Origin of the sequence: Streptomyces sp. BBFR25 (assembly GCF_044590125.1) — a bacterium.
In the GTDB taxonomy this organism is placed as follows: Bacteria; Actinomycetota; Actinomycetes; order Streptomycetales; family Streptomycetaceae; genus Streptomyces; species Streptomyces canus_D.
Genome location: NZ_CP172447.1, coordinates 4,145,010 through 4,165,566, shown reverse-complemented (window position 1 = coordinate 4,165,566; position 20,557 = coordinate 4,145,010). Strand labels below are relative to the sequence as shown.

At 72.7% G+C, this 20,557-nt stretch carries 18 protein-coding genes and 2 tRNA genes; 11 read left to right on the top strand and 9 right to left on the bottom strand.

All coding sequences use genetic code 11. The annotated features are described in order from the left end of the window. Window positions 1–92 precede the first annotated feature (92 nt). Window positions 93–482 (top strand): hypothetical protein, encoded by a 390-nt coding sequence (locus tag ACGH52_RS18925; protein WP_153182891.1) that lies wholly within the window; start codon window positions 93–95, stop codon window positions 480–482. A gap of 299 nt (window positions 483–781) precedes the next feature. Here ACGH52_RS18925 and ACGH52_RS18920 read toward each other — a convergent pair whose 3' ends face one another. Next, window positions 782–1,240 (bottom strand): SMI1/KNR4 family protein, encoded by a 459-nt coding sequence (locus ACGH52_RS18920; RefSeq protein ID WP_399940868.1) that lies wholly within the window; start codon window positions 1,238–1,240, stop codon window positions 782–784. Window positions 1,241–1,463: 223 nt separating this feature from the next. Here ACGH52_RS18920 and ACGH52_RS18915 point away from each other — a divergent pair, with 223 nt between their 5' ends. Continuing rightward, window positions 1,464–2,543 carry a DUF4232 domain-containing protein gene (locus ACGH52_RS18915; protein WP_399940865.1) on the top strand — a complete coding sequence of 360 codons (1,080 nt, stop codon included), beginning with the start codon at window positions 1,464–1,466 and terminating at the stop codon, window positions 2,541–2,543. Here ACGH52_RS18915 and ACGH52_RS18910 read toward each other — a convergent pair. Then, on the bottom strand, window positions 2,510–2,989 hold the full coding sequence (locus tag ACGH52_RS18910; RefSeq protein ID WP_399940862.1) for a hypothetical protein: 480 nt from the start codon (window positions 2,987–2,989) through the stop codon (window positions 2,510–2,512). The genes ACGH52_RS18915 and ACGH52_RS18910 overlap by 34 nt on opposite strands. Window positions 2,990–3,071: 82 nt before the next feature. After that, complete coding sequence (locus ACGH52_RS18905) at window positions 3,072–3,950, bottom strand: bifunctional DNA primase/polymerase (RefSeq protein WP_399940859.1); 879 nt, start codon at window positions 3,948–3,950, stop codon at window positions 3,072–3,074. Between the two features lie 363 nt (window positions 3,951–4,313). On the opposite strand from ACGH52_RS18905, the gene ACGH52_RS18900 reads away from it, so the two are divergent. The 3 genes from ACGH52_RS18900 (at window position 4,314) to ACGH52_RS18890 (ending at window position 7,460) form a co-directional block, all read left to right on the top strand. Beyond that, window positions 4,314–4,640 (top strand): hypothetical protein, encoded by a 327-nt coding sequence (locus ACGH52_RS18900; protein WP_076975300.1) that lies wholly within the window; start codon window positions 4,314–4,316, stop codon window positions 4,638–4,640. A gap of 421 nt (window positions 4,641–5,061) precedes the next feature. Next, window positions 5,062–5,658 carry a SigE family RNA polymerase sigma factor gene (locus ACGH52_RS18895; protein WP_171987278.1) on the top strand — a complete coding sequence of 199 codons (597 nt, stop codon included), beginning with the start codon at window positions 5,062–5,064 and terminating at the stop codon, window positions 5,656–5,658. A gap of 125 nt (window positions 5,659–5,783) precedes the next feature. Then, window positions 5,784–7,460, top strand: a complete 1,677-nt coding sequence (locus ACGH52_RS18890; protein ID WP_399940856.1) for a long-chain fatty acid--CoA ligase — start codon at window positions 5,784–5,786, stop codon at window positions 7,458–7,460. A 111-nt stretch (window positions 7,461–7,571) separates the two neighbouring features. On the opposite strand, the gene ACGH52_RS18885 is transcribed toward ACGH52_RS18890, so the two are convergent. Then, window positions 7,572–8,720, bottom strand: a complete 1,149-nt coding sequence (locus tag ACGH52_RS18885; RefSeq protein ID WP_399940853.1) for an MFS transporter — start codon at window positions 8,718–8,720, stop codon at window positions 7,572–7,574. A gap of 320 nt (window positions 8,721–9,040) precedes the next feature. Here ACGH52_RS18885 and ACGH52_RS18880 point away from each other — a divergent pair, with 320 nt between their 5' ends. Further along, window positions 9,041–9,619 (top strand): TetR family transcriptional regulator, encoded by a 579-nt coding sequence (locus tag ACGH52_RS18880; protein ID WP_076975305.1) that lies wholly within the window; start codon window positions 9,041–9,043, stop codon window positions 9,617–9,619. A gap of 37 nt (window positions 9,620–9,656) precedes the next feature. Here ACGH52_RS18880 and ACGH52_RS18875 read toward each other — a convergent pair whose 3' ends face one another. Then, on the bottom strand, window positions 9,657–14,126 hold the full coding sequence (locus tag ACGH52_RS18875) for a PAS domain-containing protein (RefSeq protein WP_399940849.1): 4,470 nt from the start codon (window positions 14,124–14,126) through the stop codon (window positions 9,657–9,659). 194 nt (window positions 14,127–14,320) lie between these two features. After that, window positions 14,321–14,782, bottom strand: coding sequence for an SSI family serine proteinase inhibitor (locus tag ACGH52_RS18870; protein WP_059303022.1), 462 nt, complete (start codon window positions 14,780–14,782; stop codon window positions 14,321–14,323). Window positions 14,783–14,962: 180 nt separating this feature from the next. Between ACGH52_RS18870 and ACGH52_RS18865 the strand changes: the two genes are divergently transcribed. Both ACGH52_RS18865 and ACGH52_RS18860 read left to right on the top strand, forming a co-directional pair. Then, window positions 14,963–15,053 (top strand) — tRNA-Ser (locus ACGH52_RS18865). A 192-nt stretch (window positions 15,054–15,245) separates the two neighbouring features. After that, window positions 15,246–15,318, top strand: a tRNA-Arg gene (locus ACGH52_RS18860). A 71-nt stretch (window positions 15,319–15,389) separates the two neighbouring features. Here ACGH52_RS18860 and ACGH52_RS18855 read toward each other — a convergent pair. Together ACGH52_RS18855 and ACGH52_RS18850 are read right to left on the bottom strand one after the other, a co-directional pair. After that, window positions 15,390–15,821, bottom strand: coding sequence for a hypothetical protein (locus ACGH52_RS18855; RefSeq protein WP_193777571.1), 432 nt, complete (start codon window positions 15,819–15,821; stop codon window positions 15,390–15,392). 153 nt (window positions 15,822–15,974) lie between these two features. Further along, window positions 15,975–16,406 (bottom strand): DUF6010 family protein, encoded by a 432-nt coding sequence (locus ACGH52_RS18850; protein WP_399940844.1) that lies wholly within the window; start codon window positions 16,404–16,406, stop codon window positions 15,975–15,977. A gap of 240 nt (window positions 16,407–16,646) precedes the next feature. On the opposite strand from ACGH52_RS18850, the gene ACGH52_RS18845 reads away from it, so the two are divergent. After that, the gene (locus ACGH52_RS18845) at window positions 16,647–18,134 is read left to right on the top strand and encodes a penicillin-binding protein 2 (RefSeq protein WP_059303026.1); all 1,488 of its coding nucleotides are present in this window, start codon (window positions 16,647–16,649) and stop codon (window positions 18,132–18,134) included. Between the two features lie 22 nt (window positions 18,135–18,156). Here ACGH52_RS18845 and ACGH52_RS18840 read toward each other — a convergent pair whose 3' ends face one another. Then, window positions 18,157–18,516, bottom strand: a complete 360-nt coding sequence (locus tag ACGH52_RS18840; protein ID WP_059303027.1) for a helix-turn-helix domain-containing protein — start codon at window positions 18,514–18,516, stop codon at window positions 18,157–18,159. A gap of 106 nt (window positions 18,517–18,622) precedes the next feature. Between ACGH52_RS18840 and ACGH52_RS18835 the strand changes: the two genes are divergently transcribed. Next, window positions 18,623–19,504, top strand: a complete 882-nt coding sequence (locus ACGH52_RS18835; RefSeq protein WP_399940840.1) for a DUF2797 domain-containing protein — start codon at window positions 18,623–18,625, stop codon at window positions 19,502–19,504. A gap of 89 nt (window positions 19,505–19,593) precedes the next feature. Then, window positions 19,594–20,547, top strand: a complete 954-nt coding sequence (locus tag ACGH52_RS18830) for an amidohydrolase family protein (protein WP_399940837.1) — start codon at window positions 19,594–19,596, stop codon at window positions 20,545–20,547. Window positions 20,548–20,557 lie beyond the last annotated feature (10 nt).

The following is a 20,557-nucleotide window of genomic DNA, read 5'->3' as shown; positions in this document are numbered from 1 at the left end:
TGTGCGGCACGCGATCACCGATTGATGGCACGCAGGCCCGTGTCCAATTCCCGTCTATGCGCTGCGCATATGCATCACTACTGTGCGTGCTCATGGGGAAAGTAGTGCGTCTGTACTGGGGATACATGGTGGCTGCTGCCTTGGTCGTTGCCTGGAGCCAGCAATGGGCCTTGCCAGTGATCGTGGCTCTATCAGTCGGCGTCTCGGCCTACGCTGCCTTCCAGGTCCCGGTCTGGTGTGGAGCGGTTAACCGAGATGGCCGGACCTACTGCCGGAACAACGCGTACGGCGTGCTGATGGGTTGCTCGAAGCGTCAGCACAGGTGGCAGAAGATCAAGATGATCGTCCTGCGCAGCAAGGTTGGGAACGTCAGCCGGTCCGTGTTCCCGACGGCCAAGGAGAAGTTCAACGGTGCCCTCGCCGTGGGCGGCCTACTGTCGGCTGTCGCCGCAGTGATCGTTCCCGTTGTTACTGGTGGTTGAGCGGGCACGGTCGTCGCCTGGGGCACGTAGCGGGCACGGCAAGCAGGGCGGCGACCGAAGCGGGGCGGTTTCGCTCGCCTGACCTGCACGGGAGCGGTTACGGCGTCCGACCCCCGAAAGGTCTTGAAAACCGTCGTGGCGCAAGTCACCGTGGGTTCAAATCCCACACCCACCGCGGTGTTTGACGGCCCCTGACCAGGTATGACGGTCGGGGGCCGTCGCCGTGTGCGCTACCCGCCGTTCCCCGCCACTTCCCGGCCGATCGGGCACGGAAGCGAGACGGCTGGGGCATGAGCGGTTCAGAGGAATCCCGGCTCGTCGGTCGTGGCGAACCGTGTCAGGGACTGTTCCAGCGTCTCGAGGAATTGCCTCAGGTCATCAGCCACCCGGTCGAGTTCGGGTTCGTCCAGTGTCGCCGTACGCGTCCGGTGGATCGCTCCGTCAGGGCCGGCAACGTACGACAGGCCGCCGCCGTTCGAGCCGATGACCAGGCCGCCGTCGTTCTGGTCCGCGCCGACGTCGACGGTGCCGTACTGCTGGAACCGCAGGAGGACATCGGCTGCCGAGTCGACGAAGTAGCCGTTGCCGACGTCTTCCCAGGCGATCTCGCCGACGCTGTCGTAAAAGGTGACCAGGTCGGCGGGGGCGATGCCGAGCCGGGCGAGCGTGCGAGCCGCGGTGCGGTCGGCGGGGACGGGCGGCCGGACCTCATTGGCTCCTGGGGGGAAGCCGTGCCGGCGCTCGAACCCGTCCGTCATTGCCCTCAGGGGCTTCGAGACCCTGCCGGTCCACGCGGCAAGCCAGGTGGGTGAAAGCGAGCGGTCACTCATGGAGGCGGATCATCGCACGCGTCGTCACGAGGATGCGCCCTGAACAGGATTGACGGTCGGGGGCCGTCGTCGTTCCTCTTGTGACAGGGCTGTGACCGGAGGTGTGGCTTCCGCCATGGTCGGCGTGAGGTGGGGCTGGTGGGGTAGCGCGATGCGAATTCCTCCGTTCCGCACGACGTTGGCGGTTTCCGGTGCCGTCGTGGCCAGTCTTCTGCTGGGCGGCTGCGGCACTCATACCGCCGCCTCGGAGGCGGGAGGTGGCGGGGAGACGAAGGGGCCGTGTGCGGACGGTGCCACCGGTGACAGGGCTTCCGGCGGTGCGGACGGTGCCGAGCGGGACGGGGTTCGGGTCGTCGGGATGGTGGAGCGGGCCGGGGCCGGGCAGAGCGCGTCGCCCAGTGGACGCGCGAGCGAGCGGCCCGGGGTGTCGGTCACGGCGGACAGCCTGCCGGGGGCTGGGGCGGCGGCCGGGTCGTGTGCCGTCCAGTACGACGTGACCAACCCGGAGGCCGAGCCGTTCACGTACACCATCACCTTCTCCGTGCTGGACGAGCAGGGCCGGGCGATGTCGAGCGTCGAGGAGACGGTGGCGTCCGTGGGGGCGGGGAAGACCGTGCGGCGGACGCTCGAACACGGGGGGTATCCGGCCGGTGGGGTGCACGGCGCCGGGCGGGTGCGGATTCTCGATGTGGAGCGGGTGCCCTCCGACGAGGCTCCGGCGCCAGCGGGTACCTGTCCGGAGTCCGGGCTGCGGCTGACCGCCGACCAGGGCGACGCGGCGATGGGGCTGCGCGTCGTGGGGCTCCACCTGGAGAACTGCGGGGGCCGGACGCACTCCCTGGAGGGCTATCCGGTGCTGCAGTTGCTCGATGCGGAGCACGAGGCGGTGGAAGGGATCGAGATCCTGCGTGGTACGGACGGCATTCCGATGGCGGGCGGGGACGACGGGCCGCCGCGGCCGGTGACGCTACGGCCCGGTGAGTCCGCCGTGTCGGGCCTGGCGTGGCGCAACACCACCGAGTTCGGTGAGGCGGTGACCGTGCCCTACGTCAGGGTCCGGGCGGGGGCCGGTTCCGACCCCGTGATGGTCGCCCCGCACCTCGACCTCGGTACCACCGGAGAGTTGGGGGTCCGGGCGTGGCGGAAGGACGAGGCTGACGGAAGTACGGGGGTGAGCGGCGGAGAACGGCCGGGGGCTCAAGGCCCGTACGACGCGTCTCCCAGCTCGTAGTCCCGGGCCAACGTCGGCCAGTCGACGTCGCGCAGGGGCGGGTCCGGGTCGTACGGGTCCGGGAGTCGGGTCGTCGGCTGGAACCAGAGGACGGTCAGGCCCGAGCGGTAGGTGAGCGGGTCGTTGGCCGGGGTCAGGGGTGTCGAGGAGAAGCGGCCGACGCAGGCGACGCGCGGGAGGGTCTCGACGGGGCCGAAGGCGCCCGCGTACTGGTCCGGGTACTCGCGCGGGGGCGGGATCAGGTGGACCGGCACGGCGGGGGACATCCGGGCGGCGGTGTGCAGGAGGGTCCGGATGCGCAGGTCGTTGGCGGGGCGGCAGGGGTAGCCGTGCGGCATGTCGCCGTAGGTCGGGGTGAGGCGCAGGTCGGCCAGGTCGACGCTGCGGCCGCAGGACAGGGCGATCCGGGTCAGCGACAGGGTCGGCACTCTGGGGCGGTCGTGCATCGGCGTCTTTCGGTCGCGTGCCGGGTGGGACGGGCGCCCAGGTGGCCGGGGGAGGCGGGGGCAAGGGGCGGTTCGGGGTTCGTCAGGGGCGGTGGCCCGTCATGCGGGCCGCCGAGGCGATGGTCGCGCGGGCCTCGTGTTCCGTCAGACCGGTGGTGCGCGCGGCCTCCAGGAGCGGGACCAGCAGGGCCGCGCCGATGCCGTTCTCGTAGGCGCGGCAGGCCGCCCAGAACAGGCGGGTGTTGCGCTGGCCCCGGTGCGCGGCGAGGACGAACTGGACCAGGCCCCGGCCGTCGCCGCCCGTCGTCCCGCCCCCGGCACGCCGTACCGGGGGCGGGAGCAGCAGGCGCAGGAGGGCGGGCGGGCAGGGCGCGGGGGCCAGGTGGGACGTGCCGGGGGCGGTCGTGTAGGTGCCGTGCCGGGTGCGGGAGCCGGGGCCGACCAGGTAGCCGCCGGCGCCGCGGATGTCGATGCCGGGGGCGAGGCGGCCGGCCGAGTTGGGGACGACGTGGTCGGGCGGGCCGGTCAGCCAGAGGTGGCGGCCTCCGCTGGGGGTCAGGACGACGACCGTGGGCGGGATGGTGAAGAGGTGGCGCAGGGCCAGTTCGCGCAGGGCGGTCGAGGAGTCCGTCTGCGACGTGTCCGCCTTCGTGTCCAGGTCGACGCCGATCAGATGGTGCGGCGGCAGGCCGCAGGCGATGCCGTAGCCCGTGGCCCAGGGCGCGGCGGCGAACAGCGCGCGGACGCGGGCCGGGTCGGTGGAGGCGTCGTGGACGCCGTGGCCGAAGCGTCCGCACTCGCCGCGGCAGGTGAACGGTTCCGGCGTCGGGGCGTCGCGGTGGGGGGAGCGCAGCGCCGGGAGCTTCGTCCGGGCCAGCGGGATGACGGCCAGCCCGCGTTCCGCGGCTGACAGGGCGTGTGCGAGGGCCAGCGTCGTGGCCTGCCGGTCGGTGGTGGCCATGGGTCTATGTTCGTACGTATGTTCGAGAAAGGGAAGAGCGAGGGGTGCGACACGCCGGGGAGGTGAGGGCGGGGGGAGAAAGTGGCGGAACGCTTCACCCCTTGCGGGGCTTGAGGGGGAGTCGTCCCTGCTGTCCCGTGGTGAGACGGAAGAGAAGCAAAGGGGTTTATCGACTTGTCCTCACGCTTGAGGGCGAATCAGGGCTTCCGGGGTGGTTCGCCGGGGATTCGGTGGGCAACTCTGATCACGCGACGTCGTGCACAGCGTCGAGGCGGTCGGCCAACTGCCTTGGCAAAAGCCCTACTTCACATACTTCTCGCGTGGTCGGCTGGAAGCCGGTGCGCACTTGTTCTGGAGGAACACATGGCAAGCATCCGTACCGCCCGTGTCGTCGCCGCCGTCGCCGCCCTTCCGCTCGCCGCCGCTCTCTTCGGCGGGATCGCGACGGCGGACAACGGCGCCTTCGCGGACGACGGATCGAACGCGACCGCCGCCAGCGCCAATGCCGGGATCCTCGGCAGCGGTGTCGGCGACGACAACAACGGCAACTCGTCCACCACGCAGCAGCAGGCGGTCGGCTCGGGCGCCTCGAACCAGAGCAACACCGCGCAGGTCGACGGCTCCGCCTTCACGGCGATCAACCAGGGCAACGAGAACGTGGCCGTCAGCTTCTCCCCGCTGTGGTGGTGAGCTGAGGGGCCGGCGCGGGTGCGCTGCCGCGCCGGTCCCCGGTTCCTTGTGCGGGTGTGCTTCATGGGGTCGCAGTGCGTCCGGGCGGCGGTACTTCGGTACCGTCGCCCGGGCGTTTGCGCGCTCCCCCCGGCCTCCGAAAGCTCTCCGCGCGGGCGCCTCTCGGCCTCCGAAAGCTCTCCGCGCGGGCGTCTCCCGGCCGCCGAAAGTCCTCCGCGCGGGGCGCCCCCCCGGCCGCCGGGAGTCCTCCGCACGGGCGCCCCTCCCGCGCGCGGCCCCCAGGGGTCAACCCGCAGTACCCCTCCTCCCCCACTCCACCTACAGGAGGTGGGGCCAACACCACCCCTACAACCTGAGGCGGACACCGCTTCGGGACCTGCGGCCGATCCGCCGGGCGCCCCCTCGCTCATAGCGTTGAGCCATGACCACATCCGTCTGCCCCAGCGCTTCGAACGCCGCCACCGCCCTGGCGCCGGCCACGGCACCGGCCGCGGCCACGGCCAGGGCGCAGACCTTCCCCTACCCGTCGTTCTCCTCGTACGTGAAGGCCCGCCAGCCGGTGCTGCTGCGTACCGCCCGGTCGCTCACCGCGAACCCGAGCGACGCGGAGGATCTGCTGCAGACCGCGCTCACCAAGACGTACGTGGCCTGGGAGCGCATCGAGGACCACCGCGCCCTGGACGGCTATGTGCGCCGGGCGCTGCTGAACACCCGGACCTCGCAGTGGCGCAAGCGCAAGGTCGACGAGTTCGCATGCGACGAGCTGCCCGAGCCGGAGCCCGTGCCCGGCGGCGACGACCCGGCGGAGCGGCAGGCCCTGCACGACGCGATGTGGCGGGCGATCATGAAGCTGCCCGCACGGCAGCGCGCGATGGTCGTCCTCAGGTACTACGAGGACCTCAGCGAGGCCCGGACGGCGGAAGTGCTGGGCGTCTCCGTGGGCACCGTGAAGTCGGCGGTCTCCCGGGCCCTCGGCAAGCTCCGGGAAGACCCTGAGCTGGGATTCGTCCGGTCCTGAACCGGTCTGTGCACCCCCGGTGGGACCGCTTGTGCGGACCCGCCCACTGATCGATCACCCGGGACTAGTGACATACCACGCGGTATGTGCGCAGAATCAGCGCAACCCTTACCGCCGCGTAGGCAATGTCGCCCCGGGAGGACACCGTGCTGAGCACGATGCAGGACGTACCGCTGCTGATTTCGAGGATCCTGGCCCACGGGTCGAGCATCCACGGCAGCTCGCAGGTGACCACCTGGACCGGTGAGGACGAGCCGCACCGCCGCTCCTTCGCCGAGATCGGCGCCCGCGCCGCCCAGCTGGCGCACGCACTGCGCGAGGACCTCGCCGTCGGCGACGACGAACGCGTGGCGACCCTCATGTGGAACAACGCCGAGCACGTGGAGGCCTACTTCGCGATCCCCTCCATGGGCGCGGTCCTCCACACCCTCAACCTCCGCCTCCCGCCCGAGCAGCTGGCCTGGATCGTGAACCACGCCGCCGACCGGGTCGTGCTCGCCAACGGATCGCTGCTGCCGCTGCTCGCCCCGCTGCTGCCGCACCTCAAGACGGTCGAGCACGTCGTCGTCACCGGGCCGGGCGACCGCTCCCTGCTGGACGGGGCCGCCGTCCAGGTGCACGAGTACGAGGACCTGATCGCCGGGAAGCCGGACACCTACGACTGGCCCGAGCTGGACGAGCGGGCCGCGGCCGCCATGTGCTACACCTCCGGCACCACCGGCGACCCCAAGGGCGTGGTCTACAGCCACCGCTCCATCTACCTGCACTCCATGCAGGTCAACATGGCCCAGTCGATGGGCCTGACCGACCAGGACACCTCGCTGGTGGTGGTCCCGCAGTTCCACGTCAACGCCTGGGGACTGCCGCACGCCACCTTCATGACCGGCGTGAACATGCTGATGCCGGACCGCTTCCTGCAGCCCGCGCCGCTGGCCGCGATGATCGAGGGCGAGCGGCCGACGCACGCCGCCGCCGTCCCCACCATCTGGCAGGGCCTGCTCGCCGAGCTGACCGCCAAGCCCCGCGACGTCTCCTCCCTCACCCAGGTCACCATCGGCGGCTCCGCCTGTCCGCCCTCCCTCATGGAGGCGTTCGACGCGCTCGGCATGCGGGTCTGCCACGCCTGGGGCATGACGGAGACCTCGCCGCTCGGCACCATCGCCCGGCCCCCGGCCCACGTGGTGGGGACGCCGGAGGAGTTCGCGTACCGCCTCACCCAGGGCCGTTTCCCGACCGGGGTCGAGGCCCGCCTCACCGGTCCCGGCGGCGAGCGCCTGCCCTGGGACGGCGAGTCCGCCGGTGAGCTGGAGGTGCGCGGCAACTGGATCGCCGGTGCCTACTACAACGGCCCCGGTGCCGACCCGCTGCGTCCCGACGACAAGTTCAGCGAGGACGGCTGGCTGAAGACGGGCGACGTCGGCACCATCTCCCCGGACGGGTTCCTCACGCTCACCGACCGGGCCAAGGACGTCATCAAGTCCGGCGGCGAGTGGATCTCCTCCGTGGAGCTGGAGAACGCGCTGATGGCCCACCCGGACGTCGCCGAGGCCGCGGTGGTCGCCGTACCGGACGACAAGTGGGGCGAGCGTCCGCTGGCCACCGTCGTCCTCAAGGAGGGGGCCGACGTCGACTTCACCGCCCTGCGCACCTTCCTCGCCGAGGACGGCAAGATCGCCAAGTGGCAGCTCCCGGAACGCTGGACGGTCATCGAGACGGTGCCGAAGACCAGCGTCGGCAAGTTCGACAAGAAGGTGCTGCGCAGGCAGTACGCCGACGGCGGTCTCGACGTCACCCGGCTCTGACCGGCACGTGCCCGACGACGCCGGGCGGCGGACCCCACGGCCCACGGCCCACGGCTCACCGCCCGGCACCCGCTCCGTCCTCATCGCCGCGCGGGGCGTGCGCCCCAGTCCTCACCGCACCGGACGTACGGCCGTAGCGGCCCAGCCCAGCACCAGCCAGGCCCCCGCCACGGCGCACACGCCGCCCCAGCCCCAGTGGCCGAACGCGGGTCCCGCGAGCGCCGAGGCCAGCGCGCCGCCCGCGAAACCGGCGACGACGTACGCCGTGTTGGCGGTGGCCGGGGCCGAGGTGGTGGTCAGGGCCAGGGTCTGGTTGGCGACGTGGGAGGCGACCAGGGCGGCGTGCACCAGGACGGCCGCCGCGCACAGGGCCGCCATCGCCTGGCCGCCCAGCCAGAACAGCGGCACCGAGAGGGCTGCCAGCCCGTACGCGGACCGTACGACCTTGGCGGCGCCGAACCGGTCGACCAGGCCCCCGGCGAGCGGCGCGACCACGCTCGCCGCCAGCCCGAACAGGCCGAACAACCCGGCCGCGGCGGTGCTCATGCCGTACCCCTCGTCCTCCGCGAGCAGCAGCGCGAGCGAGGTCCACAGGGCGCTCCAGGCGCCGTACATCCCCGCCTGACGCACACACGCCCGCCACAGGTCGGGCGAGCGGCGCACCACGCCCGGTATCGCGACGAGCCCAGCGAACAGCGGACCCCGCCGCTGCCGCCGCTCCACGGGCAGGATGTACGCGGTCGCCAGCCCCAGTACGGCCGTCAGGACGGCGGCGCCCACGAACACCGCGCGCCAGCCGAAGGCCTGCCCGGCGAGACCGCCGAGCACCCGGGCCGCGACGACGCCGGTGAACAGGCCCGCGATGACGGCGGCGACGTGCCGGGCCCGGCGGTCGGCGGGGGCGCGCTCGGCGACCAGCGGGACGAGCAGCTGCGGTACGACGGTCGCGGCCGAGGCGACCAGGACGGCGCCCGCGAGCGCGCCGGTCCCGGCCGACGCGGAGGCGGCGAGCAGGGCCGCCGTGGCGACCAGTGCGAGGACGGCGACCAGCCGCCGCCGGTTCACGCTGTCCCCGAGCGGCGCGAAGAAGAGCAGTCCGGCCGCGTATCCCAGCTGTGCGACCGAGGCGAGCCAGGCGACCGCCGACGGGGTGGAGCCCATGTCGTGGGCGATGAGCGGGAGCAGCGGCGCCGCGAGATAGATGTTGGCGGCCGTGACGGCGGTGCAGAGGGCGATCAGGGGCAGGAAGAGGCGACCCACGGCGCCGGACGGACCGGCCCCGGACGCCGTCCTGCTGGGCGGCCGCACGGGACCGGACGCGAGCCCGGCCGGCGTCCCCACGGAAGCGGACGACGATGACGGCGACGACGATGACGGCGGCGACGAAGATGGCGGCGACGAAGATGGCGGCGACGGCGGTGATGACGGCGATGACGACATGAGGGGGAGCGACTCCTTCGAGTGCGCGCGAACTAACAACTAACTGGTTGGTTGGAACCAACCCCGGGAGTCTGGCCCGCATTCCCGAAGACTGTCAACCAAACAGTTGGTTACCGCGGCCGCCCCGCTACCCTGGCCCCATGGCAGCAAGGGACCCCGAGGCCACCAAGGCCCGGATCTTCGAGGCGGCGGTGGCGGAGTTCGCCCGCCACGGCATCGCCGGCGCCCGCATCGACCGCATCGCGGCCGAGGCCAAGGCCAACAAGCAGCTGATCTACGCCTACTACGGCAACAAGGGCGAGCTGTTCGCGTCCGTCCTGGAAAAGAAGATGCTCGACCTCGCGATCTCCGTCCCCGTCGACCCGGACGACATCGAGGGCTGGATCGACCGCCTGCTGGACTACCACGCCGCCCACCCCGAGCTGCTGCGCCTGCTCTTCTGGGAGGGCATGGAGTACGGCACCGCCGAGCTGCCCCACGAGGCCGAACGCCAGGCGCACTACGCCCGCAAGGTCGCCGCCGTGCGGGACGGCCAGGAGCGCGGCGTGATCACCGACGCCATCCCGGCGCCCGATCTCCTGTTCCTGCTGGTCGCGATGGCGAACTGGGCGGTCGTCGTGCCGCAGATGAAACGCGTCCTGGTCGGCGGCGGTGCGGACGACGCCGACCGCCTGCGCGACTCGATCAAGCAGGCGGCGCGGCGGATCGTCGACCGCTGACCCGGAGCCGACCCGGTCCGTGACGCGCCGGGCGCCCTCAGTTGGTCCCGATCCGCGCCAGCAGCTCGACGATCCGGGACTGCACCTCACCGCTGGTGGAACGCTCCGCCAGGAACAGCACCGTCTCGCCCGAGGCCAGCCGCGGCAGGTCGTCCTGGTCGACGGCGGCGGTGTAGACGACCAGCGGGGTGCGGTTGAGCTGCCCGTTGGCGCGCAGCCAGTCGACGATCCCGGCGGAACCCTCCTGGCGCCGCTGCACCCGCATCAGGTCCATCACGACCAGGTTCGGCCGGAACTGCCCGGCCAGCGTCACCGCGTCGGCGTCGCTCGCCGCCCGCGCCACCTGCATCCCGCGCCGCTCCAGCGTCGAGGTCAGTGCCAGCGCGATCTCCGCGTGCTCCTCGATCAGCAGCACGCGCGGCGGGTGCTGCTCGCTGTCCCGGGGCGCGAGCGCCTTCAGCAGGACGGCGGGATCGGCGCCGTACGCGGCGTCCCGCGAAGCCTGTCCGAGTCCGGCCGTGACCAGCACCGGCACCTCGGCCGCCACCGCCGCCTGCCGCAGCGACTGGAGCGCCGTACGCGTGATCGGCCCGGTCAGCGGGTCCACGAACAGCGCGGCCGGGAACGCCGCGATCTGCGCGTCGACCTCCTCGCGCGAGTGCACGATCACCGGCCGGTAGCCGCGGTCGCTGAGCGCCTGCTGAGTGGAGACGTCCGGCGCGGGCCACACCAGCAGTCGGCGCGGATTGTCCAGCGGCTCCGGCGGCAGCTCGTCGTCCATCGGCTGCGGACGTGGCGGGTCGGCCACCTCCACGGCCCCGCCGGGCCCGTCCAGCGGCTCGGGCCCCTCGGCGGCGTTCCGGTCCGGTGCCCCTATGGCGTACGACCGTCCGGCGCCCTCGGTGACCGGCGCGAGCCGTCCCTGACCGCCGGCCAGGGATGCCTGCTCCTGCTGCGGCTGGATCTGCGGGTGTGCCTGCTGCTTCGGCTGCTGCTTCGGCTGCCCGGTGGGCGGCTGCGCGGTGGACGGCTGTGTGCCCGGCGGCTGTTCGGCGGCCGGGTCGGGCGGCGTGCCCAGCTTGCGGCGTCGCCCGCCGCCGCCCGAGTGGTGCGGGGCGGGCGTGGCCGACGGCAGCGGCTGCTGCACCTGGACCGCCTGCCGGTTGAACGGCAGTCCTTGGCCCAGGGTCCGCACGCTGATCGCCCGTCCCTGCGTCGAGTTCGGGTCGACCGGCGCGGACGCCTCGGCGGGCAGCGGCTGCGCCGCGCGCGGGGCGGGCGCGTTCTCGGGCGGCAGCGGGGTGCCCCGGCTCGGCGTGGAGGCCGGAACGCCCTGGGGCGCAGCAGGGGTGGCAGGCGCGGCAGGGGCCGCGGGTGCTGCCGGGGTCGGGGGCGCTGCCGGGGATGGGGGTGCCACGGGTGCCTGTGGGGCGCCTGTGCCAGGCGGTACGGGGGTCCCAGGCGGTACTGGTGCGCCCGCGCCCTGGGTGTCGGCGGCGGCGGGCCACGGCTGCGGTGCGGGGGCGGGTCGGCCGGGAGTGGCGGGCGCCGCCGTGCCGGGGCTGGCGGTGTCGCCGGGCTCCGCGGGCCGGGGTGCCTGCGCCTCGGTGCGAGCGACGGCCGGGGCGGGCACGGGGGCTCCGTGCACCGGCGGCGCTCCGTGTACCGGGGGCGCTCCCTGCACCGGGATGCTCTGCGCGGTCCCGTTCCCCGTCTGGACCGGCGCCGCTTCGTCGGCCGGGCGGGCGGCCCCGGCCCGGCGACGGCGGCCGGTGGGCGCCTCGGCCGGATGCGGCTGCGGCGGCGTGTGGTCCTCGGACTGGTCGTGCGGTACGGCGTCGTGGCGGCCGTCGTCGGGCCGGACGGCACCGGGAGCGGCGGGCCCGGGCATCTGGACCCGCCCGGGCCGAGCCTGTCCCGGTACCGATCCCTGACCCGGTACCGATCCCTGCGCCTGCCCCTGCGCCTGCCCCTGCCCCTGCACCTGGACCTGCGCTTGGGCCTGCGCTTGGGCGGCCATCTCCGCCGCCGCACCCTCGGACGGACGGTCGACGTCGACGGGCGGCAGGGCGAACACCTGGCGCGGGGCCGCCTCCTGCGCCGCGGCGCGCTCGTTGGCCGAGGCCAGGGCACGGCGTCGGCGCCCCGTCGGCCGATCGGGGTCCGCGTCCACCGGGTCCGACTCCCCGGCCTGCACGGGCAGCGCCGGGGGCAGCGCGTGCTGCTCACCGCCGTCCTGCCCGCCCCGGCGTCCGGCGGGCGCGGGCATGCCCTGCGGCGGTACGGTCCCGCCCAGGCCGGTGTTGGACGCGGCGGCCCCTCCGCCGTGCTCGCCGGCCATGACGACGGCACCCTCGGACACCCCGGCGGATGCTCCCTGGGGCACCCCGGCGGCCTCGGTGCCCGCACCCTCCGCGGGCCGTCCGCGACGGCGCCCGGTACCACCGGCCCCGGCACTCTCGCCGGGCCCCGCCTGCGCGGGCACGGGAAGCGGAGCCTGAACCTCCGCCTCTCCTCCGCCCTCGGCCTGGACATGGGCCTGCTGCTGCCCCTGGTCCTGCCCCTGCCCCTGGCCCTGATCCGCACGCCGCCTGCGCCGCCCGGTCGGTACGGCGTTCTCCGCCTCGGGCCCGGCACCGGCCTCGCCCGGCGCCCCGGCGACCCCGCTCTCCAGGAACGCGTCGACGGACGCCCGGCGCGCCCGCCGCCGCCCGCCCCCGGGAGCCGGCTCCCGAAGGGCCACGGCGTTCCCCGCGCCCGCGACACCGGCCGCGTCGGCCCCGGCGTCCGGCGCGGCGGGGGCGATCTGGACCGGCGCGGCGCCCTGGGCCGTGACGGCACCCGCGCCGCCCCCGATCGGCACCTCCAGCACGTACGCGCTGCCGCTCATGCCCGGCACCTCGTGCGTCTGCAGCACGCCGCCGTGCGCCCGCACGATCCCGCGCACGATCGGCTCGTGCACCGGGTCTCCCCCGGCGTACGGCCCGCGCACCTCGATGCGCACGACCTCGCCGCGCTGCGCCGCGGCCACCACCACGGTGTTGTCCAGATAGCCGCCCGTGGCCGAGACGGGCGAGTTGCCGGTGGCGTCGACGCCCGCGACGTCCGCGACCAGGTGCGCGAGCGCGGTGGCCAGCAGCCGGGGGTCGACCTCGGCCTCGATCGGCGGCGCGTGCACGGCGAACTGGACCCGCCCAGGGCCGATCAGCTCCACGGCCCCGTCGACACCCGCGGCGACGACGGCGTCGAGCATCACCTTCGTACGGGCGACCTGTTCGTTGCCGACGTCGAGGCGCTGGTAGCCGAGGACGTTGTCGATGAGGGTGGTGATGCGCGAGTAGCCCGCCGACAGGTGGTGCAGCACCTGGTTGGCCTCCGGCCACAACTGACCGGCGTCGTCCGACGCCAGCGCGGCCAGCTCCCGGCGCAGCTCGTCGAGGGGGCCGCGCAGGGAGTCGCCGAGGAGGGTGAGCAACTGCTCGTGCCGTCCGGCGATCGCCTCGTACCGGTCCTTCTCCCGCTCACCGAGGGCGGCGTAGCGGTCGGCGTCCGCGGCGATCTCCTCCGCGTGCTTCTCCCGCAGCTCCTCCAGCTCGGCGACGTGCCGCTGACGCAGCGCGGTCAGCTCGGAGGCGTGCTCCTCGGCGAGCCGCTCCAGCTCCTCGGCGTGCCGCCGCTCCGCCTCCTCGTGCTCCTTGACGAGGGCGTCGTAGGGACGCCGGTCGGTGAAGGTCATCACGGCGCCGACGAGCTGGTCGCCGTCGCGCACGGGGGCGGTCGTCAGGTCGACCGGCAGCTGGTCCCCGCTCTTGGCGAACACCACCTGCCCGCGCACCCGGTGCTTGCGCCCGGAGCGCAGGGTGTCGGCGAGCGGGGACTCGTCGTACGGGAAGGGCGAGCCGTCGGCGCGCGAGTGCAGGACGAGGGTGTGCAGCTCCCGGCCGCCCAGTTCACCGGCGCGGTAGCCCAGGATCTGGGCGGCGGCCGGGTTGACGAGGACGATCCGCCCGTCGGTGTCGGTGCCCACGACGCCCTCGGAGGCGGCCCGCAGGATCATCTCGGTCTGCCGCTGCGAACGGGCCAGCTCGGCCTCGGTGTCGACGGTGCCGGAGAGGTCGCGGACGACCAGCATCAGCAGCTCGTCGCCGGTGTAGCCGTAGGTGTCGTAAGCCTGCTGGCCGGTCTCCAGGTTGGCGCTGGTGACCTCGACGGGGAACTCGGAGCCGTCGGTGCGCCGCGCGACCATCCGCGTCGGCTTGGTGCGGGCCCGCGGATCGATGTGGTCGGGGCGCCGCATGGAGCCGGGGATGAGCCGCGAGTCGAACTGCGGCAGCAGATCCAGCAGTCCCCGCCCGACCAGCGCGGTGCCCGGCGTCTCGAACGCCTCCAGCGCGATGGTGTTCGCGTTGACCACGGTGCCGTTGGCGTTGACCAGGACCAACGCGTCCGGCAGCGCGTCCAGTATGGCTGCGAGGCGAGCAGTGCCTCGGGATGGCCTGCTGCTCACGAGACGCTTCCCTCCTGTTACCGCACTTGCCGACCGCCTGGGCCATCTTGCCAATCGGCCCGCAGGGTGTCACGCGAGGGAGTCTAAGGGTTGGGGCCCGCCGGGCGGTGTGGGATGGGACGGAGGTCGCACGAGGAAGTGACGTAGAACATGTGACCGGTGCCGTCGGGCGAGCCCGTGCCGTCGTCCGTCCGCTAGGGCCGGGCCTGGCTCCCGAGATCGGGCAGCAGCGGCACCATGCGGTCCCAGCGGGAGATCTCGCAGCCGTCGCGGCGGTCGTACGTCGCGTCCACGGGACGCCCGGCCCAGGTGCCGGTGACGTGCGCGGTGGCGGGGCCGCCGTACTGCATGGTGCAGACGCTGCCCTCGGGCACCGGCGCGAAGACCTCCCGGCCCCACCGGGTGTCGCCGTCGGCGACGGAACAGGCGTCCTCGGCGTGGGGGTGGTCGCCGCCGGCGGGGTGGCAGTACAGCTCGTACGTGCCGTCGATGCCCGCGCCGGCGTCGCGGACGGTGACCGTGAGGTGGTCGCCGTCCGGAGCGCCGGGACCGGCGGCAGCGGCCGGGTGCGCGGCGCAGACGGAGGCGAGGGCGGCGGCGGACAGGGCGGCGGCGCCGAGGAGGCGGGCGGCGGGGGTGCGGGTGACCTGGAACATGACCTGACCAACGCGCGGGCCGCCCGGACGTTGCGCGCCCGGCCGTGGACTACGCCGTAAGGGCTTTGCTCTGCGGCCCGCGCGCCTAGTACCGTAGGCGTCGATTGGTGACAGCGCGCTCAACTGTGTCATCATCGGCACGCGCCACTCGCGCTCGCACGCGAAGTGGTGATGTTGTCTGGAGGCGTCGCCTAGTCCGGTCTATGGCGCCGCACTGCTAATGCGGTTTGGGTCTTAAAGCCCATCGAGGGTTCAAATCCCTCCGCCTCCGCACCGATCACCGAAGCCCCGGCCCACACGGCCGGGGCTTCGGTGTTGTCGGTCAGCCGCAGGCAGGTGTTTACCCAGGTCACAAGGGGTGCGGCCAATGGATTTCACATGACGGCGGCAGTCATGTAATGTTCTTCCTGTCGCCGCGACGGGCCGGAAGGAACGGAAGCGGCGGTAAAACTGAACAAGACAAGCACTCGTAGCTTAACGGATAGAGCATCTGACTACGGATCAGAAGGTTGCAGGTTCGAATCCTGCCGAGTGCACACAGGTCAAAGGCCCCGGAGTGTTCCGGGGCCTTTGTCGTTTTACGGCCGTACGGCAGCTCTGAGACGCTTCACGCACTGCCGTCGGTTCCGACATGGAACCTGGTGAGGGCAAAGATGATGAAGAGATCGAGTGCCATCATGGGGATGGCCCACAGCGGGTAATAGGGGACGAACATGAACTGGGTGATCAGGCTGATGCCCGCCGCCGCTGCGCCGGCCCCGCGCCCCCAGCTCTTGTTCGTCACGACTCCCATGCCGGCGATGACGAGTGCCAGCCCGACCACGATGTGGATCCAGCCCCAAGAGGTCAGGTCGAACCGGTAGGAGTACTGGGAGGCGGCGAACAAGTTGTCTCTTGCGATGCCTGATGCGCCCATGAGAATGCTGAGCGGCCCGCTGAGCATCATCACGGAGCCGGCGAAGAGGGACGCGCCGCTGAGCCCCCCGCTGTCGCCCGGCCCGCCATGCCCTCGCCGTGTCTCGCTCGGTATCGCTGCCATGGTCGCCACCTTCCTGTACAGCACGGTCACCGGCGCACGACGCCGCTGCGTCGCCAGCCACGCCTCATTGACAGGATCACCGGGATCCTTCGGTATCGCGACTGCAACCAGCCGTGAGGACGCGCCGACCCCTTTCTGGTGAGACCGGGCCCGTCAGGTGACCGCCCGCTCGTGGGGAGCGCGACGGGTCCGGAGCAGTGCGCGCAGGGGTGGGCCGCCGCGCAGGCACCACAGGGCGATGACCGGGTCGCAGAACGCGCAGCCCAGGGAGGAGCCGTGGGCGAAGGGGAGGATCGGGTTGCCCTTCAGGTGGTGGACGACGTCCCACGCGGTGTGCAGCAGCCAGCCGATGCCGATGAACGTCCAGGACGTGAGGCCCCGGTAGGCGACGTACAGCATGAGCGCGCCGAACGGGAGCTCCCAGACGCCCAGGCCGCCGCCCGAGAAGTAGATGCCCCCGGCCCCGGCGATCCCCAGGGCGTTCAGGGGCCGGCGGTGCGGGTCCGGGACGAGGGACAGCAGCAGGACGACGAGCAGGCCGATGGCGACCGGCATGACGTAGGGGAGGAGGCCGGCAAGGTTCATGCGGGCACGCTATGAAGGGACGGGGCCGGGTCCCAGTGGCGCGAGTGACAGGTTCCGCCGGATTCTCGCCGACGGGACGCGACCGCCACGGGCGGCGGGAGCCGGGCGACACGGTGGTTACGGGCGACCGGACGTGTTGGCGGCGCGCAACTGTGTCTAGGGTGAGCGCATGTTGAGAGGACCAGTCTTCATATCCGACCGGACGATATCCGACCGGCCGAGCCTCGACGGAGGCCCACGGTGAACAAGCCGCTGAGGGCCGTGGCGATCTTCTGCGGGCTGCTGGTGCTCGGCCTGCTGATCCGCGCGAACTGGCTGCAGTACGTCCGGGCCCCGGAGCTGGCCTCCGACACCAAGAACCGGCGGGTGCAGATCGAGCAGTTCGCCACCCCGCGCGGCGACATCGTCGTCGGCGGCCGGGCCGTCACCGGGTCCAAGGAGACCGAGAGCACCGATCTCAAGTACAAGCGCACCTACGCCGACGGTCCCATGTACGCGCCGGTGACCGGCTACGCCTCGCAGGCGCAGGGCATGACGCTGCTGGAGAAGACGTACGACTCCATCCTGACCGGCAAGGACGATCGGCTGGCCTTCCAGCGGTTCGCCGACGTGGTCAGCGGTGAGGGGCGGCGGCCCGGCTCGGTGGTCACCACCATCGACCCGAAGGCGCAGAAGGCCGCCTGGGACGGGCTGACCGACCTGAAGGGCGCCCGGGGGGCCGTGGTCGCGCTCGACCCGCAGACCGGCAAGGTGCTGGCGATGGTCTCGGCGCCCTCCTACGACCCGTCGACGTTCGCGGGCAGCACCTTCAAGGAGTCCGACCGCTTCGTCGCGCTGGACAAGAAGAAGAACAAGCCGCTGGCCAACCGCGCGCTGCGGGAGACCTACCCGCCGGGCTCCACCTTCAAGATCCTCACCGCGGCCGCCGCACTGGAGCACGGGATCGTCAGCGACGTCGACGCCCGCACGGACGCCGTCTCCCCGTACCCGCTGCCGCAGTCCAGCAACAAGATCGGCAGCGAGGCCGGTGACGGGGTCTGCAACAAGGCCTCGATGAAGACCGCCATGCAGTACTCCTGCAACAACGTCTTCCTCGACGCCGCCTCCAAGCTGGGGCAGGACAAGATGCGCGAGACGGCCGAGAAGTTCGGCTTCAACGAGGACGTCTACTCCGACGACTTCGGCGACCTGCTCGCCACCAAGAGCCTCTACCCCGAGGACCTCGACAAGCCCGGCACGGCGCTCACCGGCATGGGCCAGGGCAGCCTCACCAGTACGCCGATGCAGATGGCCATGGTCACCGCCGGGATCGCCAACGACGGCAAGGTGATGCAGCCCTACGTCGTCGACGAGGTCAAGGGCCCGGACCTGGACACCCTGGAGAAGACCGAGCCCGCGGTGATGAGCGAGGCGGTCTCCGCCGAGACCGCGCAGAAGGTCCAGGAGATGATGGAGTTCACCGCCAAGGAGGGCAGCGCCCGCCGCGCCCAGATCGACGGCATCACGGTCGGCGGCAAGACCGGTACCGCACAGCGCGGTGTCAACGTCGACGACGAGGTGCCGTACGGCTGGTTCGTGTCCTACGGCAAGAAGGACGACGGGTCCTCCGTCGCGGTGGCCGTGTTCATCGACCCGACCGACATGGACATCTCCCGTGCGGACATCTCCGGTGGCGGGCTCGGCGCGCCCATCGCCAAGAGCGTCATGAAGGCGGTCCTGAAGTCGTGACGCCCTCGGGGGCGGCGGCGCGTCACGCCTTGTCCGCGTCGTACGCCCCCCGGGCCCGCTGCACCGCCGCCATCCGGCGCTCCGTCCAGCGCGCGAGGTCCCGGACCTGTTCGGCGGCCTCGCGGCCGAGGCCGGTGAGGGAGTAGTCCACGCGGGGCGGGATCACGGGCTTGGCGTCGCGGTCGACCAGGCCGTCGCGCTCCAGGGTCCGCAGGGTCTGGGCCAGCATCTTCTCGCTGACCGAGCCGATCTCCCGGCGCAGTTCGCTGAAGCGGTAGGGACGGTCGAGCAGAGCGATCAGGGCCAGGGTGCCCCAGCGGCTGGTGACATGCTCCATGAGCAGGCGCTCGGGACACATCGCTTCACTTTCTGCCATGGTCATACGGTACGTCCGGGCGGGCGCTCACCATGAGTGAGTGCCCGCCCGGACGTCGTCGCGGGCTCCTGCCACCGGCCGTTGTCAGTGGTGCCCTCTACTGTCGTGGGGGATGGCACAGGCATGGAAGTGCGCGGGGCTGCGGTGGGCGGCGGACGGTCCCGTGCTGACGTGGGTCGGGGGCCGGCGCAGTGTGCTGGCCCGGGGGAAGCGAGTGGCCTTCGCGGTCGCCGAGGGGGGTGAGCGGACGTGTGTGGGAGCACGGGGGAACGCGTGCCCGGTGCGGGCCGGCGTGCCGGGGCGGAGCACGGGGGCGCGGTGCGAGGAGTGCGCCCGGCTGGACCGGGCCCACTCCGTGGCCGCCGACACCATGGCGGACGATCCGCGGCCGTACCGCGTCTACTTGGCGTGGTTCGGTCCGGGTCTGGTCAAGGTGGGGATCACCGCATACGAACGGGGTTCCGCCCGGCTCCTGGAGCAGGGCGCCGTGTGCTTCAGCTGGCTGGGCCGCGGGCCGCTGATGGCCGCGCGCCGGACCGAGGAGCTGCTGCGGGCCGCGCTGGGCGTGCCGGACCGCATTGCGTACGCCCACAAGCGCGCGGTGCGGGCCGCCCTGCCCGAGTCGGAGGCGGAGCGGACGGCCGAGATCGCCGGACTGCACGCGCGGGCGGCGGCGCTCGGCGGCTGGCCGGAGGCGCTGACGCGGGAGCCGTTCCGGGGCGTCGACCACGCGGCAGTCTTCGGGATCACGGGGGCGGAGCGCGGGCCGGACGCCGTGGCGGAGGTGGCCGAGCTGGTGGCGGGCGGGGCGATCGGGGGTGAGCTGGTGGCCGCCGCCGGGCCGGATCTGCATCTGGCGACGGAGCGCGGGGTCGTCGTGCTCGACACCCGGCTGATGACGGGGTGGGAGCTGCTGGCCGCCGAGGGCGAGCCGTGCGCCGTGCCGCTGCGGGAGCTGAGACGAGCGGCCGGAGTACAGGACGGCCTGTTCTGACCTCGTCCCCCGGGCCGTCCCCTCGCACCCTCGCGTCCTCGCCCCCTCGACCCCTTGTCCAGGGGAGCGCGGGGCTCCATCGTGGCCGCATGAGTGATCACGAGGCGGGGCAGGTCCGCCGGTTCTGGGAGGGGCTCGGGCTGCCCGGGCTGATCGACGTGCACACGCACTTCATGCCCGAGCGGGTGCTGCGCAAGGTCTGGGCCTACTTCGACGCCCTCGGGCCGCTGACCGGCGGGGTCGAGTGGCCGATCACCTACCGGCAGGAGGAGGACGAACGCGCGGAGCTGCTGCGCGCGTTCGGCGTGCGGGCCTTCACCGCCATGCTCTACCCGCACAAGGCGGGCATGGCCCAGTGGCTGAACGACTGGGCGGTGGACTTCGCCCGCCGCACCCCCGACTGCCTGCACACCTCCACCCTCTTCCCCGAGCCGGGTGTCGAGACGTACGTCCGCCGGGCCGTCGAGGCCGGGGCGCGGGTCTTCAAGGCACATGTGCAGGTGGGGGCCTACGACCCGGCCGACGAACTGCTCGACCCGGCGTGGGGCGTGCTCGCCGAGGCCGGGGTCCCGGTCGTCGTGCACTGCGGTTCGGGCCCGGCGCCCGGCAAGCACACCGGACCCGAACCGATCGCGCGGGTGCTGGCGCGCCACCCCCGGCTGCGGCTGGTCGTCGCGCACCTCGGGATGCCCGAGTACGAGGACTTCCTGGACCTCGCCGAGCGGTACGGGGAGGTGCGGCTGGACACGACCATGGCGTTCACCGACTTCAGTGAGCGCCTCGCGCCCTTCCCGCGCCGCGCGCTGCCCCGGCTGGCGGACCTGGGCGACCGCGTCCTGCTCGGTACCGACTTCCCCAACATCCCGTATCCCTACCTGCACCAACTGCACGCCCTGGAGCGGCTGGAGTTGGGGGACGCGTGGCTGCGCGGGGTGTGCCACGACAACGCGGCCCGGCTGTTCGGGCTGCCGGGGAGCCAGGAGAACCAGGGCAGCCGGGAGAACCAGGGCGGCCAGGAGGACCGGGAGGACCAGCGGAGCTGAGGTGTGGGGC